General features: G+C 41.4%; 15 protein-coding genes. 4 read left to right on the plus strand and 11 right to left on the minus strand.

Annotated features, from left to right (window positions below; translation table 11 throughout):
* Window positions 1-63: 63 nt before the first annotated feature.
* Both AC58QT_RS19730 and AC58QT_RS19735 read right to left on the minus strand, forming a co-directional pair.
* Window positions 64-837 (minus strand): cytochrome c oxidase assembly protein, encoded by a 774-nt coding sequence (locus AC58QT_RS19730; RefSeq protein ID WP_497410496.1) that lies wholly within the window; start codon window positions 835-837, stop codon window positions 64-66.
* Window positions 827-1,339 carry a DUF2243 domain-containing protein gene (locus tag AC58QT_RS19735; protein WP_497410497.1) on the minus strand — a complete coding sequence of 171 codons (513 nt, stop codon included), beginning with the start codon at window positions 1,337-1,339 and terminating at the stop codon, window positions 827-829. Before AC58QT_RS19735 ends, AC58QT_RS19730 begins: the two co-directional genes overlap by 11 nt.
* Before the next feature lie 143 nt (window positions 1,340-1,482).
* Between AC58QT_RS19735 and AC58QT_RS19740 the strand changes: the two genes are divergently transcribed.
* Complete coding sequence (locus AC58QT_RS19740) at window positions 1,483-2,625, plus strand: zinc-dependent alcohol dehydrogenase (RefSeq protein ID WP_497410498.1); 1,143 nt, start codon at window positions 1,483-1,485, stop codon at window positions 2,623-2,625.
* A gap of 60 nt (window positions 2,626-2,685) precedes the next feature.
* On the opposite strand, the gene AC58QT_RS19745 is transcribed toward AC58QT_RS19740, so the two are convergent.
* From AC58QT_RS19745 to AC58QT_RS19770, 6 genes are all read right to left on the minus strand, one after another.
* Window positions 2,686-3,204 carry a DUF3231 family protein gene (locus tag AC58QT_RS19745; protein WP_497410499.1) on the minus strand — a complete coding sequence of 173 codons (519 nt, stop codon included), beginning with the start codon at window positions 3,202-3,204 and terminating at the stop codon, window positions 2,686-2,688.
* A 41-nt stretch (window positions 3,205-3,245) separates the two neighbouring features.
* Complete coding sequence (locus tag AC58QT_RS19750; protein WP_310500383.1) at window positions 3,246-3,632, minus strand: WGxxGxxG family protein; 387 nt, start codon at window positions 3,630-3,632, stop codon at window positions 3,246-3,248.
* A gap of 227 nt (window positions 3,633-3,859) precedes the next feature.
* On the minus strand, window positions 3,860-4,600 hold the full coding sequence (locus AC58QT_RS19755) for a hypothetical protein (protein WP_497410500.1): 741 nt from the start codon (window positions 4,598-4,600) through the stop codon (window positions 3,860-3,862).
* Between the two features lie 225 nt (window positions 4,601-4,825).
* On the minus strand, window positions 4,826-5,491 hold the full coding sequence (gene thpR / locus AC58QT_RS19760) for an RNA 2',3'-cyclic phosphodiesterase (RefSeq protein ID WP_497410501.1): 666 nt from the start codon (window positions 5,489-5,491) through the stop codon (window positions 4,826-4,828).
* Between the two features lie 65 nt (window positions 5,492-5,556).
* Complete coding sequence (gene bcbE, locus AC58QT_RS19765; protein ID WP_497410502.1) at window positions 5,557-6,777, minus strand: bacillibactin exporter BcbE; 1,221 nt, start codon at window positions 6,775-6,777, stop codon at window positions 5,557-5,559.
* 69 nt (window positions 6,778-6,846) lie between these two features.
* Complete coding sequence (locus AC58QT_RS19770; RefSeq protein WP_497410503.1) at window positions 6,847-7,710, minus strand: MBL fold metallo-hydrolase; 864 nt, start codon at window positions 7,708-7,710, stop codon at window positions 6,847-6,849.
* Window positions 7,711-7,946: 236 nt separating this feature from the next.
* Between AC58QT_RS19770 and AC58QT_RS19775 the strand changes: the two genes are divergently transcribed.
* A complete protein-coding gene (locus AC58QT_RS19775; RefSeq protein ID WP_497410504.1) occupies window positions 7,947-8,135 on the plus strand; it encodes a hypothetical protein in 189 nt (62 codons plus the stop codon).
* A 70-nt stretch (window positions 8,136-8,205) separates the two neighbouring features.
* Here AC58QT_RS19775 and AC58QT_RS19780 read toward each other — a convergent pair whose 3' ends face one another.
* On the minus strand, window positions 8,206-9,063 hold the full coding sequence (locus AC58QT_RS19780; protein WP_497410505.1) for a manganese catalase family protein: 858 nt from the start codon (window positions 9,061-9,063) through the stop codon (window positions 8,206-8,208).
* 414 nt (window positions 9,064-9,477) lie between these two features.
* Between AC58QT_RS19780 and AC58QT_RS19785 the strand changes: the two genes are divergently transcribed.
* Complete coding sequence (locus tag AC58QT_RS19785) at window positions 9,478-10,020, plus strand: CBO0543 family protein (protein ID WP_497410506.1); 543 nt, start codon at window positions 9,478-9,480, stop codon at window positions 10,018-10,020.
* Between the two features lie 34 nt (window positions 10,021-10,054).
* Here AC58QT_RS19785 and AC58QT_RS19790 read toward each other — a convergent pair whose 3' ends face one another.
* On the minus strand, window positions 10,055-10,543 hold the full coding sequence (locus tag AC58QT_RS19790) for a hypothetical protein (RefSeq protein ID WP_497410507.1): 489 nt from the start codon (window positions 10,541-10,543) through the stop codon (window positions 10,055-10,057).
* Window positions 10,543-11,328: a hypothetical protein gene (locus tag AC58QT_RS19795; RefSeq protein WP_497410508.1), complete on the minus strand. Its 786-nt coding sequence runs from the start codon at window positions 11,326-11,328 to the stop codon at window positions 10,543-10,545. Before AC58QT_RS19795 ends, AC58QT_RS19790 begins: the two co-directional genes overlap by 1 nt.
* A gap of 317 nt (window positions 11,329-11,645) precedes the next feature.
* Between AC58QT_RS19795 and AC58QT_RS19800 the strand changes: the two genes are divergently transcribed.
* Window positions 11,646-14,093: a carbohydrate binding domain-containing protein gene (locus AC58QT_RS19800; protein WP_497410509.1), complete on the plus strand. Its 2,448-nt coding sequence runs from the start codon at window positions 11,646-11,648 to the stop codon at window positions 14,091-14,093.
* Window positions 14,094-14,117 lie beyond the last annotated feature (24 nt).

The raw sequence follows: 14,117 nt of genomic DNA on the forward strand, positions 1-14,117 counted from the left end.
ACCGTTAAAAAAGCCCAGCAAATGGGCTTTTTTTAAATTATTCAATTCTCATTGTATAGATGTTCATACATATCGGGGGCGTACGGCTGTATACCATTGATAGAAAAAGATAATAAGGATAGAGATTTCAATAGCATCCCCACCATAATACATGAGCATAACGCCATTCTCTGCCTGGATCGATGAAATTCTCTCTGGTGGGTTTGTATACATATATTTGGATAAAAATCCGTGTGCAGCCATCATGGCAATAAATGCGATAGAACGATACACAAAGCTTGTTCGATGAGGGGGTTTTTCAATGTAAATCATGGATATGGTGAAAAGGTAACCTGCCAAAAATATATGGAAATGCACGAATAAAAATAATATGGAAGAATGATGCATGTTCGCATATACATTCGTTGTATATAAAATAAAAAGTCCACCGATATTGAGGATGGATGCTGCATAAGGATCACTTACGATACGGAAAGGTAAGCTTCGGAGTAAATGTCCTAGTTTGCGTGCATGTTGTAGGGGGAGCGTCCTTAAGGTGAGAGTTACAGGTGCAGCAAGCGCGATGAACAGCGGAGCTACCATTCCAATTAGTACATGACCTAACATGTGAACAGTGAAATTCTCATGTGCAAGTTGGGCAAATGGTCCAGCAACAGGTAGCAACGCACACAGAATTCCAAGAAACCAATAGATCTTGCGCACGACGGGCCATTTCCTGTATGTACGACTGGACTTCATCGCGGCATATAGATAGAGAATGAGTGCACCTAAACCCAGCAACATGAGGATGAAGTCAGAATGAAAATTGATTTCATGCGCATGTTGTTCATTCAACATAAGAATCATCTCTCCCAACATGTCCATTGCGTAATTCTTTCCGGGAGTCAAGAATAAGAAAGATGCCAATGAGTAACATGAGACTAGCACCGATATTCCATACCGTATCGTAAATAATGCCGTTTGAGATGTACCGAATTTGGTGAAGACGCATAATCTTGTGCTGAATAGTTCCATCATAGAGTTGGAAGGAGCCACTGCCTAGAAAAACACCACCAATCCACCTTTTGAGGTGTAAAGCTTTTCGGCGGCGCAGATCCGCGAACATAAACAGCGATCCTATGGTTGCAAACCAACTGAACGCGTGAAACAAGCCGTCCGACATCAAACCTATTTGGGTAGTGGATTTATCGTAGAAATGATGCCAATGTAAAAGTTGATGAAACACCGTTTCATCAATAAAACCGATTAAACCAAGGCCAAATAGAAGACCAGACCATAGATTGCGGTTGGCATAGTTAGTAAAAGTATGATCTTTTCTAATCGGGCTCGCAGGATACATTTTCAAGAACTTCCTTCCGTTCGTTTTCCAAGTTTTCCTCATCTAATTTGCCCATTTATTTGTGTTGTAACCAAAACTGGCTTCAAAATGATAATTATGGGAACCGGGGGGAGAATAATGGCATATGAGAAAGGATGGATACAATGAAAGCATTAACCTACCAAGGGATTAGAAATGTAAAAGTTAAAGAAGTAGCTGATGCCACATTACAAAAATCGGATGATATTCTGGTTAGAATCACGACCACAAGCATATGTGGTTCGGATCTTCACCTCTATAATGGGGAAATGCCAAATATGCGAGACGACTTCATTATCGGACATGAACCAATGGGAATTGTTGAGGAGATAGGAGCAGATGTAACCAAAGTGAAAAAGGGGGACCGCGTCATCCTTCCCTTTAATATTGCCTGTGGTCAATGTTGGTACTGCACTCATCAATTAGAGAGCCAATGTGATAATTCGAATGATTTTTTACATGGAGATACAGGAGGGTATTTCGGTTATTCGGATACATATGGCGGGTATGCAGGCGGACAAGCTGAGTTGCTGCGGGTTCCATATGGGAACTTTATCCCTTTTAAAGTGCCTGAGGATGCTGAAATGGAGGATGAGAAAATCCTATTTCTCTCTGATATTGTTCCTACTGCCTATTGGAGTGTGGATCATGCAGGTGTCAAGGCTGGTGATACCGTCATTATTCTGGGTTGTGGACCCGTGGGTTTGCTGACACAGAAATTTGCTTGGTTAAAAGGTGCAAAACGTGTTATTGCGATTGATCATGTCGATTATCGTTTGGAACATGCGCGTAAAACGAATCATGTCGAGGTTTTTAATTTTAAAAAACAAGATGATTTACTTCAATATTTAGCTGAGCTTACGGGTGGTGGAGCTGATGTCGTTATCGATGCTGTTGGACTGGATTCTGAGAAGACCTTTGTTGAGAAAATAGAAACGATGCTTAAGATCCAAGGTGGTGGACTTGGCGCATTCAGAATGGCTGCTAAACTGGTGCGTAAAGGCGGCACGATTCAGGTTACTGGGGCGTATGGGATGAATTATAATGCCTTCCCTTTTGGCGATTTGTTTAGCCGGAACATTACGCTGAAAATGGGTCAAGCGCCAGTTATTCATTATATGCCTGAATTATTTCGCCAAATCAAAGAAGGTATATTTGACCCAACTGATATCATTAGCCATCGATTGAAGTTGGATGATGCGGAACATGCGTACAGTATTTTTAATAAGAAAGAGGATCAGGCTATAAAAATAATTTTGAAACCTTAGTTATTTCGTAGTTAAAAAGGTGAGCAGAATCCCACTGGGATCCTGCTCATTTTTTTAACTTTAAGCATTAACAGTCTCAGGTCTTTTAATTTGTAGAGGTGGAGGAACAAGCCAGCCTTTATCTTTACTCATTTCAAGTATTTTTAATCCTTGGGCTGCTTTAGTAATATGGTACTTTGCGAAAAGAGCGCCGATATCTTCTCTAATCGCTTGTCCCATAGCTTGACTGCAAGCAACTAGTCCAAGTGAAGCGTCAGCAGCGATTTTAGCTGAAATTTCAGGGTCTGAAAATCTTGCACCAACGGGAATGTCTTCAAGCTTAACAGACGGTCTTTCAGGAAGCATTGGAATTGGTGGAATTCCGTTATCAACAAGAATCTTATCTAGCTCTTTAATCTCAAGCTTTGCTTGATCAATAAGACCATCCAAAATTTTTTTTAGTTCTTTGTCACCTGAGTGATTTAAATAAGCTTGATAGCAAGAAACAGCCCCTTTAGCTACTGTAGATGCCTGCCAAACACTAAAAATTTCACCGTAGTGCAGAGGTTCATCTTTTGGATTACCACTTAAAATTCCCATTTAATTATATCCTCCTCAAATATCAATATTTATCTTTACTATTATCTTTCTCCAACATTATTTCTTGATCTCATTCCAGCTAGGCCAATCAGACCAAGTAATCCAAGCCACCCCCAATTTGAATTATTTGATTCTGAATTTATGGTATCGTAAGTGCGGATCGAATTTGGATTATTAGAGTAAGATTGTATTCCATTGCTGTAATTCGCTTGGTTTAGATTAGTACTGGGAGACGCAGCAGGGGAGCTAATCGTTCCTGTATTTGTGCCATAAGCACCGTAATTATTCAAATTACTATTTGAATTTATACTTGTTGAACCCGTTGAAGAATTCATACCAGTCCCTGTATTTTCATGTGCACCAACGGTTCCAAAACTTAATGCTGATGTTAATAAAACAGCTAACGTAAGAGTTTGAACTTTTTTCATAATGACCTATCTCCTCTCAACTCTATTTTGCTTTCGCTTGTTAGGGTGTTCAATGGAGGTGATTTTTAATGGGGGAGTTAGTGGAATTAATCATAAACTCATAGTCCCACAATGTATGACAGTCAATATGAAAAAGTGTTTTGATACGGGTAAGGGGACAGTATAAAAGAGGACTTTCATCTCTATTAACACGAGGTGAAGGTCCTCAATTTACTTATTCGACTAAATTAGTTACTGGTATATCCGTAGTGTGCGATAACCGGTTGTGATGATTGTATTGATCCTTGTTGTGGATATCCGCTGTGCTGCGAGTTCTGTGCCTGATAGCCGCCGTAATGAGAAATGACCGGCTGTGAAGCGTTTTGAGGGTAAGCATTGATTTGGGATGCATGGTTAGGCTGAATGCTATTCTGGGAATTCTGTGTCTGATAGCCGCCATAATGAGAAATGACCGGCTGTGAGGCGTTTTGAGAGTAAGCATTGATTTGGGATGTATGGTTATTCCGAATGCTGTGCTGCGAATTCTGTGCCTGGTAGCCTCCATATTGAGAAATGACCGGCTGTGAGGCGTTTTGAGAGTAAGCATTGTTTTGGGATGTATGGTTATTCCGAATGCTGTGCTGCGAATCCTGTGCTTGGTAGCCGCCATAATGTGAAATTACTGGCTGTGAGGCGTTTTGAGAGTAAGCATTGATTTGGGATGTAGGGTTATTCCGAATGCTGTGCTGCGAATTTTGTGCTTGGTAGCCGCCATAATGAGAAATGACTGGCTGTGAAGCGTTTTGAGAATAAGCATTATTTTGGGATGCATGGTTATTTCGAATGCTGTGCTGCGAATTTTGTGCTTGGTAGCCGCCATAATGAGAAATGACTGGCTGTGAAGTATTCTGTGTAAATGAATTAGCGTACCCGTTTGTATAAGACGATTGAGATGCATTGTTAAGGCTTTGCTGTCCGAATTGATTCATTGTATTGTCCCTCCCAAAATATCTATATTGGCCTTAGAAGCCTACATTATTATTAGGATTCAGCCTTCTTTTATCCTGTGAATAATTGGTTATTTAACCGTACATGATTACTTGATACAACTGCTCATTCTCATTTATTTTCCCTTCATTGCAAAGTAGATCGGAAAAGAAACAGCTGTTGCAATTCCTAATGAACTAGCAATTAAACGTGCAGAGATGAATGATTTATTTTTCAAATTGAAAAACCTCCTGAGAATATGATGTATCAAACTTCGAATCTTCGTCGAAAGTAATAGCTTCATACATGGGGCGTTTGTTTAAGTGACTCCGGTAAAGCATAACTTCATCTGATTTCCATGAAAGTAGGTCTTCAGGGGAAGAAGTAGGCATCGAAAAAGTACTCAACTTATTACAATCAAATGAAATCTTGCCTATGTAATTGCGTGCAATCGTTACATGGGGGTGAAAATTACGATCTTCAATAGAAAAGCCAAGTGGCTTAAGTGCATGGGCTACCCGTTTCTGTAAGTTGCGAAGCCCCTCTACGTCGCCGCCGACACCAGCCCATAGCACAGAAGGCTGGGTTGATCGCCCGAAAAAGCCGAGGGGATCCACACGAAGAAAGAGTGGACTAGTTACTGTCATTATTTCATGCAGAACTTGGTTAATGCTAAGTACGCTTCCTGACGGTGTATCCCCGAGAAACTGCAGTGTAATATGCAGGTCCCCAGGATGAACCCATTTGCGAAAAGACAGCTGTGGTTTGATTTGATCGATCCAGCTGGCGAAAGCATGCTTAATTCCGGGCGGGACCGGTACAGCAACAAATAATCGCACTAGATTGCCTTGATTCATTATAGCCTCGCATTCATCATATGGTGTTTTTTTCAACCTAGTACTCCAATACTGTGCCTTCATCTTTGTGAAAAAAGACCTCCATAAATAGGAGATTTTCTTTATTTTGAAGTCTTTCTTTCTTGAATTGGTTTAATAGCGAATAAAGCAAGCAGCGCAGCAACTACACAAGTACTAGAGATACTATAGAACATAAGTTGAGGTGAAAATTTCACAAGAACTGAAGCCAGTGGGGGGCCAACTGCAACGCCAATGAACCTCATAGAACTATAGATGGAAGTTATTGTGCCTCTCTCTGCTTTGTCTATTCCTTCCGTTATCAAAGAATCTAAGCAGGGTAGAGTAACACCAATACCAATGCCTGCAATACTAATTAGAGTGATTAACCAGTAGAGAGATTGAACCATGCCAGATACGACAAGTGAGGCAGTCACAATTACTATTCCACTTAGAGTAATCCACTTCATTAATATTTTATTTTCACCGATTTTTTTGCCAGTAATGTATGACGCAAGGCATAGCGCTGCTGAAGGGATGGCAATCACGCATCCTTTCCATATGCCTTTAATATGGTATTTATCCTCAAGTGTGTCTGATAAATAGAACAGTGTCGCAAAAATAACAAACATACAGATGCAACCTATAGCAAAAATAGCGGTTAACCAACGCCCATTGTTCACAAATATTTGCTTAAGGCTTTGAAGAAAGTGCTTAAACGTTACCTTTTCTTCATTCTTAACTTTTTTCTTGGGAGATCTAACTAGAAAGGCAACTAATAAAGTAGATACTACACACAAAACAGGAATGGTTAGAAACGGGAGAAACCAAACCACAAAAGCGAGTAACGACCCTAATATAGGACTCAGAACTTTACCCAGCGTGTTAGCTGTTTCTACAATTCCCAAGCCTTTACTAACTTCACTTTCATTTTTGTACATGTCGCCGACAAGTGGCAGCACAATGGGAAAAGCCCCGGCCGCACCTACTCCTTGTAACGCTCGACCGAGCATGATGACCACATAGGGGTGTTCTAACCACCAAGCCCCTAAACCAGAAATCAATCCACCTATTCCAGTGATGAGTAAACTGGGTATAATGATGATCTTCCTGCCAAAACGATCGGACAAATACCCAGCAATCGGAATAAGTATGATAGCAACTGCAGAGTAAACGGTAATTAGTAAGCTCACCTGTAACGAAGTTATATGTAACTTGTTACGAATTGAGGGAAGAACGGGGATTAGCATTGAGTTACCCAATGTCATAATTAATGGGATGGATGCAATTGAAAGTAAGCTCCATTTATTACTATTTGTTTTCAAAATCCTGTACCCAACCATAAGGAGCGCACGTAATCACCTCTTACATTAATTTGCGCAATCGTTTTCGAATTAATGAATCTTGTTATCAACATAACGCCCATGGTCGGGGACAGCTATCCGTTTGAAATCCGACACCAATTGAGACAATCCGCATGTTAGTTCCTCGTCAGACATAGGTACCCCATGGCCAGTAATGGCTACACTCGGTTGTAGAGCTTCTAACTTTCTGACAGATTGCTCAGCAGCATGCCAATCGGTTGTGAAATATACCGGTGGGCCTGTTAGCTGCTTTTTCTGAGTTAAAACTTTGTACAGTGAATCCTGCTCTACCGTTACAAATGCATCACCTGCAATAAGCGCCCTGTCCTTATCCCGAAAAAGCGAGACATGCCCAGGCGTATGGCCTGGTGTATGGATCCATCGCCATTCAGGCATGCCTGGGATACTGCCATTAGAGGGTAAAGTATGTACATGACTCCCAAGATTAATAGGTTCATTTGGAAAGAATGGTGAAATCTTGGCTATAAGTCCGCCTTCAACAGAGCCGTCAGGTTCCGGATAACTGGCTTGTCCAGTTAGATAAGGTATTTCTAACTCGTGGGCATATACCATTACGTTCCATGCTTCAACGAGATCAATAACAGCACCAACGTGATCAAAGTGCCCATGTGTTAAAATAATGGCCTCTGGTTTCGAGCCTGCACCAAAACGATCTTCTACGACTTTCAGAATACGCTTAGCGGATTGCGGCATGCCAGTATCCACTAACACCCAATAATCGGCAGTGCCAACCATACTTATGTTAACGATCTGATTGGTATAGCAGAAAAGATCGAGGCTAACCTGTTCACCCTCACCGCTTCTAACGGAAGTCATAGGTATATAATGATTCTCCTTAGTATCTTCCATAACTCCAAACTGATGATGTTCCATTCTAATTATTTCCCACCTATTGTAGTGTGACTTGAAATTTTAGATAGTATGTCCATGCCAACTTGATAGTTATAACTAGACATAGAATAAAATTACTGAAAAGAGATTTTTTGTTTTTTAGGTCGAAGATATCGCTGATAATCATTCAAGTTTAATGTTCGCGAATAAGGATGGAAAATAGCGTCATAATATAGCTGGAAGTTCTATTTACCCAAAAAAGGGAGGGGACAAATACGATGACATCAAGTCGAGGACATCAAGGCGCTCATGGGGCTGGTCAAGTTATTGAACAACTGAACAATCAAGCCGATGCTGCAGAACAAATTCAAGGAAGTAATCAAGTAGATCAAGAGATCCAGGCAGCCGCGAACGAACATAGTTCAGAGTTGGATGGAATTTTCAATAATGATAATGATAGCGACTAGTTAAAGTACTTCAAAGTGATTTAGGCTTACTCCTGCTGATTTAGGAGTAAGCCTAAGTAGGATTTTGTATTTAAACAAACATATCTTGCAATCCCGGACTATGCTCATTTGGCATGTCAGGTAGTTCAGGTACTGGGAATCCCAATGGCGGCGGGGTTACTAAGAGCTGACCTTTATTTCTACTCGGTGAAGCACCTTGGTAGACTTCACTAATCCGTGTATCATCTAAACGAAAATTAAACTGTATATTGTGATATCCCATCTCTACAAATTTTCTGCACTCTGGATACTTATTAATATCGTAATTAGGAACAGGGAACAATTTCCCCCAATCGACACCTAAAGTTTCTAAAGCTTTTGCAAAAGCATTTTGGTGGGCATTATCACGAACGATGAGGAACCCAAGTGTCTCCCTTAACGTTTTATTAGAACTCATTTCATAAATTCTGGTTTTTTGAAGAACTCCTGTCGATTCTAGAACTAAGTTATTCAATAAATCAGCAATTAGATTACCATGTGAATATACCCAGGAACCATTCCAGGGGTTACCACCAGCATCTACGGGTAAAGAAGCCTGAGCGCCGACAATGAAATGGTGGGGATTTGCATGTTTGACTGCTTCATCAAGTGGTGCGCCATCCATACCTGCATTTCCTACACCAAAGGAGTTACCAGAATCATTCAGTAATTGATTTATCGTATTTTGAACCAGTTCAACGTGAGAAATCTCTTCTAGAAATACCCCGCGGATTAAATCGCGATATTGTGTAGCTTTACCTCGGAAATTAGCGCTTTGAAACGAATATTGCATCATGGTTCTCATTTCACCAAATTGCCCACCTAGCGCTTCTTGTAAGACTTTAGCTGCAGCTGGATCAGGTTTGTCTGGAACAATTTGATTAATGAGTTCTTCTTTATAGTAATACATACAATCACTCATTTCTTTTGAAATAATGGAGTTTATTTAGTCATCTAATGTTTTCTCCTATATGTAAATTGTTTATACGAATAATAGAGAACCCAAATAGCCCACTAACTGGTATGTGTAGATTCATACTGAAAACATACAATAGTAATGTTTCACATTATTTAAGATGGGTGGGCTAAGTCATGACGAACCAGAAAAAAAGTATAAAATCAGCAAAGCAAAAAAACCAAAAGCCTAGTAATAATAACAAGCAGCAGCAATAACGGTATTGATGATTAATAGCCCTAAAAAAACAACCTCACTTCAAATTGATTGAAGTGAGGTTGTTTTTTAATGTAAACCAATAATTTTTTTGTTGCGGTTGGTTAAACTAAACCATTAAGATACCGAATTAAAGGTGGATTGGGTGCTCAAATGGATGAATTACTTGAGGAAATTGTAGATGTTCATAAGGAATTGACGGACCACTGGCAACAATATTGGCTGCATTATGATTTGTTTACACTACAGTGGTGGCTGCTTCTTGCTCTATTAATAATTCCATGGGTAGTATGGTGGAGACTAGCTGATAAAAAAAGACTTACAGATATTATTTTATTCGGCGTTGCTATGAGTTTTCTTATTTTTCTTTTAGACCACATAGGTTATGAATTAAATCTTTGGGTATACCCGCATAAACTATTTCCAACTATACCAGAGTCTTCTTCCTTTGATTTGGGGATTTTGCCTGTATTGCATATGTTATTATTTCAATATTTTACAGGGTGGCGTTCATATGTAATTGCCAATATACTGATGGCGACGGTTTTCGCATTTCTTTGTGAACCGATTAGTGTTTGGATTGGACTGTACACAATACTACATTGGAAATACATTTATTCATTTCCCCTTTATATTTTAAAAGCAGTAATGATGAAAGGAATGTTTGAAATAATAAAGAAAAGACAAAATTCTTGATGAAACTATTGTTTAATCGCAACACGTCCAGATGTCAAGAGTTTGACTCAAGTTGAGTGGTTGGCATGTGTGTTTTGGCGAGTCCTAGTGCCAAGCTTCCCCACAAAGTCTGCTCTACAAACGCGGCTTGCTCATTTGTACATTGGACAATTAATATAACTTCACCTATTTTATTTTTCGCAGTTCTGAGCTTTTTTCGTTTACTTATATTCTTGATTAAATCATATATAAAACCGATAGAAAAACCGATAGCAGCTCCAATTAGTCCCCAAAAAACAGGGCCCCAGTAGAGAACAAATCCACGGGATACCCCTATCGTCCCCCCCATCATGGCAAGTACAAGTGCAATATCGACTAGCGAGGTTCCGTCTGCACCGTGTATGGTATCAACCAGTTTCATATCTATTGAACGATTATCAAGTGGAACAGCGTAGATATTGACGACCTCATTTTCCTTTAGTTTACTTATAGCAAGCTCTACATAATGTGAATGCTGAAACGTAGAGAAGAATTGTATGCACATTAGATTTTTTCTCCTTTATGTACAACGAAGTCTTGCGATTGAAATTCTCTTTTTAAAAAATTGGCTTGTTCACAATCAAAAAGCTTGGTTAGCTCTACGGCATTGGAGTAAGAATCGTACATACCAAAGAAATAAATCGACGGGAAGTATAGAAACCACTGAGCGCCCATAACTTCTCTTGATTTCGGAAAGTTTCCTAATAAAAAGTAATGAAGGCCTTCAATCATGTTGGAATGAATGACAATAAACATGGTCATTAGAAGGGTTAAAGCAGCTGCAAAGATCCGATGTATATACAGTTGTCCGAGACTTGGGATTGTCATCGACCATACCAAGGCAAGCCATGGCTTTTTCTTGTCCAAATAGTTCATCTCAAAAGGGCTCATCGAGAAGCTTGGGTAACTGGCATTTTCCCTTTTCGCTAGCAAGTGCAACTTATTGCCATCCACAGTAGTTCGGTAGCTATCCCAAATAGCGAATAAATAAACGGGAATATAAAGATATATATATTTTTCATTTAATACAGCCTTTGCTAGTGAAAAATTGCCGTTAAAGGAATGCATGATGGCTGTATTAAGCTGGGTTAATTGATTGATATAAAATTCCCAAAAAAACAAGGCAAAGCCAGTGATAAATTTGTGTACTAAGAAGTGACCGAATCCTGGAAAAGCAACTGACCATAACGCAACGATAAGGGGATTTCGTTGATGAAGTTGGATTGTACCGAACGAAGTAACATTAGCTTGATAATAACGGTTTTTATAGTCGTTACGGAAGTTATTCATTTTTAGACCTCTATCCAAGAATCAGTTTGCCTATATATTTTGTAAAATTGTTACAATTTATTCGCGACTGCATTTGCGTCATTGTTCAAAAACACGTGCCAAACTGGCAACGTGTTTTTTTGTGCAATTCGTGCTCCGTTTCCGTCTGTTCACCCTAACACCCGATTTGTCCAACATTTCACGATTTTGTCCATCCCGTCGTTACTCCTTAGCTTGTAGAATAAAATCATACAGGTATAGAACAGGTATGGAGGTGATGCCTGAGGTTTGCTGTTCGAAGAATTTCAATACAAATCCCCCTTAGGAGGTAAGTTGAAATGAAAATGAAAAGAAAACTGCTTACGCTGCTTCTTACTGGATGTATGCTGCTAATGATGCTGCTTGCGGCTGTGCCGGCCCTTGCTGCGGATATGCTAGCGACTAACTATAGCTTCGAATCCGGGATGACCGGATGGACGTACAGCACCACGGCAAGCAGCGGAGCCTTCTCTTCATCGACTGTGCAAGCGCATACTGGTACCAAAAGCGTCAAAATGACGGACACGAGCGCCACTGATAGCTATGGATTGGAGAGCAATCGGATTGCGGCGACGGCAGGCAAAACGTATATGGTTTATGCGTGGGCTTATATCGAAACTGGGAAGGCCTACTTATATATCCGTTTCTACGATGCCTCGGGGAACCTCCTTGGTACCCAGATCGCGGACAAAAACACACCTACACAAGAGTGGACCTACATGAAAGTGAAGCTGGCAGCTCCCGCCAACACGGCGACAGCGAGCGCCATGCTATACACAAGTACCTCGAACACTGGCACCGTGTATTGGGATGACGTATATATCACCCAGGAGTTTACGAACTTAGGCACAACCTTAACAAATGCAACACCGCAAGGCGCGACAATCGGGATGGAGAGCAGCAATGAAGTGTTCTACGTTACGATGCAAGGCAGCAAAAGCACACCAGCTCGCATTGCGGCTGTGGACATCAATTCCGGCAGTGTGCTTCGCACGGTAAACCTGGGATCCGTTGGCGAAACGGAAGGAGCTTGGGGGGCCACGACTAGTTCGGATGGGTACATCTATGCCGCCACATACCCGCAGGCCAAGGTATACAAATATACACCTGGAGCCACAACTGCGACGGACCTCGGGACTGCTTTGTCAGGACAGACGCATATCTATAACATTACGGCGGGGCTCGGCGGAAAAATTTATGGCGGTACCTATCCGAACGCTGGATTTTTCCGTTACTACAACGGAGCCTACTTACAGCTGGGCAACATGCCTTTCACAACAGGCGAAACTTACGTGCGCAGCATTGCTTACGATACCTTGAATAATGTGTCCTATGTTGGTCTGGGACCTGTTGCGGCAATCAAGCGGTTTGACCATACGACAGGTCAGACGGATAACATCTTGCCTTCGACATATGCAAGCGATGATTTTGTACTCGGCTTGAATCTGGAGGGCGGCAAGCTGTTCGCGCGGCTAGGACCAAGCAACAAGCTGGTTGTGATGGATGTAAGCAATGTGAACGGTGTGATCACGACAACGGTAGATGCCGAAATCAGCGGTGTTGCCTCCCAGAATCAATCTCCGGTATATAACGGCAAAGTTTTTTTTACGATTAACGGAATTCTTCAAGCCTATGATATAGCAAGCAAAACGTACAGCTCGCTCAGCGCAGATGCAACTGTTCACCCGATCCGTATGGGGCTTGTTCAGCTGGATGATCAAACGAACTACCCAGGGACAACGTTAGTCGGCGTGGGTTTCAGAGAAACAGGGACTCGCATGTTCAAGTACAATATTCAAAACGGGACAATCACATATAGTGATTTAAACATTCCTAGGATTGCCACTTCCATTAATGCTGTAGGATCGGGACCTGATAACAAAATTTATACAAGCGGCTATTACTCGGGAGGGATGGGGATCTATTCTCCGCTGCGTACCGACCAGAACGTTTATCAAGGGAATATCGGTCAAATTGAATCTTTTGCTTCAATGGGCAATACATTGTACATGGGCGGTTACCCGAAAGGCAGATTGTATGCGACAACGCCTTCCAACGGCTGGAGTCCTACATTGTTGTTCGATACATCTGCATATGATCAGGAGCGACCGAACGTGCTAGCTACCGGAGGCGGCAAAGTGTTCATGGGCACAACACCGGTAGCTGGCGCACTGGGTGGGGCATTAACGATCTACGATCCCGCAACCAGCAATGTAATTGTCAAACGTAATCTCGTTCAAGATCAGAGCGTCATCTCCATCGCTTACAAGGACGGTAAAGTGTATGCAGGTACGACTGTTTCCGGCGGACAAAGTGCGACGCCTACAACAAGCGCAGCGAAGCTGGCGATCTACGATATCGCGACGGATACAACGACGGTGAAGACACTTCCGGTGTCCAAAAAAGCTTTAACTGCATTGACGGTTGGCCCTGACGGTAAAATATGGGGTCTACTGGAGGGTTACTTGATTATTTATAACCCAACCACAGGCTTGTTCGATTATAGTGCTCTGAAATTCTCAGGTGTCGATTATAGTGGCAATGCCTATATTTGGCGTGACGGGACGCTGCTAGAGGGTAAATTCGGGGACGTTCTTGGGACGTTAGACGGACAACTGTTTACCATCGACGCTTCGACCAAAGCGGTATCCATCCTGGTTCCGAGTGGTGCGAGCGCTTTGGCTGAAGATGAATTAGGCAATGTTTATTATCGAGTAGGCACAAATTTATATAGATATGCTTACTAATTTATTGTTCACACGCGCATTCTG

The organism is Paenibacillus sp. J31R109, from assembly GCF_059692055.1.

Coding starts and splice junctions, on each gene's coding strand:
- AC58QT_RS19730 (WP_497410496.1), bottom strand. CDS start 837: ATGTTGAATGAACAACATGCGCATGAAATCAATTTTCATTCTGACTTC.
- AC58QT_RS19735 (WP_497410497.1), bottom strand. CDS start 1,339: ATGTATCCTGCGAGCCCGATTAGAAAAGATCATACTTTTACTAACTAT.
- AC58QT_RS19740 (WP_497410498.1), top strand. CDS start 1,483: ATGAAAGCATTAACCTACCAAGGGATTAGAAATGTAAAAGTTAAAGAA.
- AC58QT_RS19745 (WP_497410499.1), bottom strand. CDS start 3,204: ATGGGAATTTTAAGTGGTAATCCAAAAGATGAACCTCTGCACTACGGT.
- AC58QT_RS19750 (WP_310500383.1), bottom strand. CDS start 3,632: ATGAAAAAAGTTCAAACTCTTACGTTAGCTGTTTTATTAACATCAGCA.
- AC58QT_RS19755 (WP_497410500.1), bottom strand. CDS start 4,600: ATGAATCAATTCGGACAGCAAAGCCTTAACAATGCATCTCAATCGTCT.
- AC58QT_RS19770 (WP_497410503.1), bottom strand. CDS start 7,710: ATGGAACATCATCAGTTTGGAGTTATGGAAGATACTAAGGAGAATCAT.
- AC58QT_RS19775 (WP_497410504.1), top strand. CDS start 7,947: ATGACATCAAGTCGAGGACATCAAGGCGCTCATGGGGCTGGTCAAGTT.
- AC58QT_RS19780 (WP_497410505.1), bottom strand. CDS start 9,063: ATGTATTACTATAAAGAAGAACTCATTAATCAAATTGTTCCAGACAAA.
- AC58QT_RS19785 (WP_497410506.1), top strand. CDS start 9,478: ATGGATGAATTACTTGAGGAAATTGTAGATGTTCATAAGGAATTGACG.
- AC58QT_RS19790 (WP_497410507.1), bottom strand. CDS start 10,543: ATGTGCATACAATTCTTCTCTACGTTTCAGCATTCACATTATGTAGAG.
- AC58QT_RS19795 (WP_497410508.1), bottom strand. CDS start 11,328: ATGAATAACTTCCGTAACGACTATAAAAACCGTTATTATCAAGCTAAT.
- AC58QT_RS19800 (WP_497410509.1), top strand. CDS start 11,646: ATGAAAATGAAAAGAAAACTGCTTACGCTGCTTCTTACTGGATGTATG.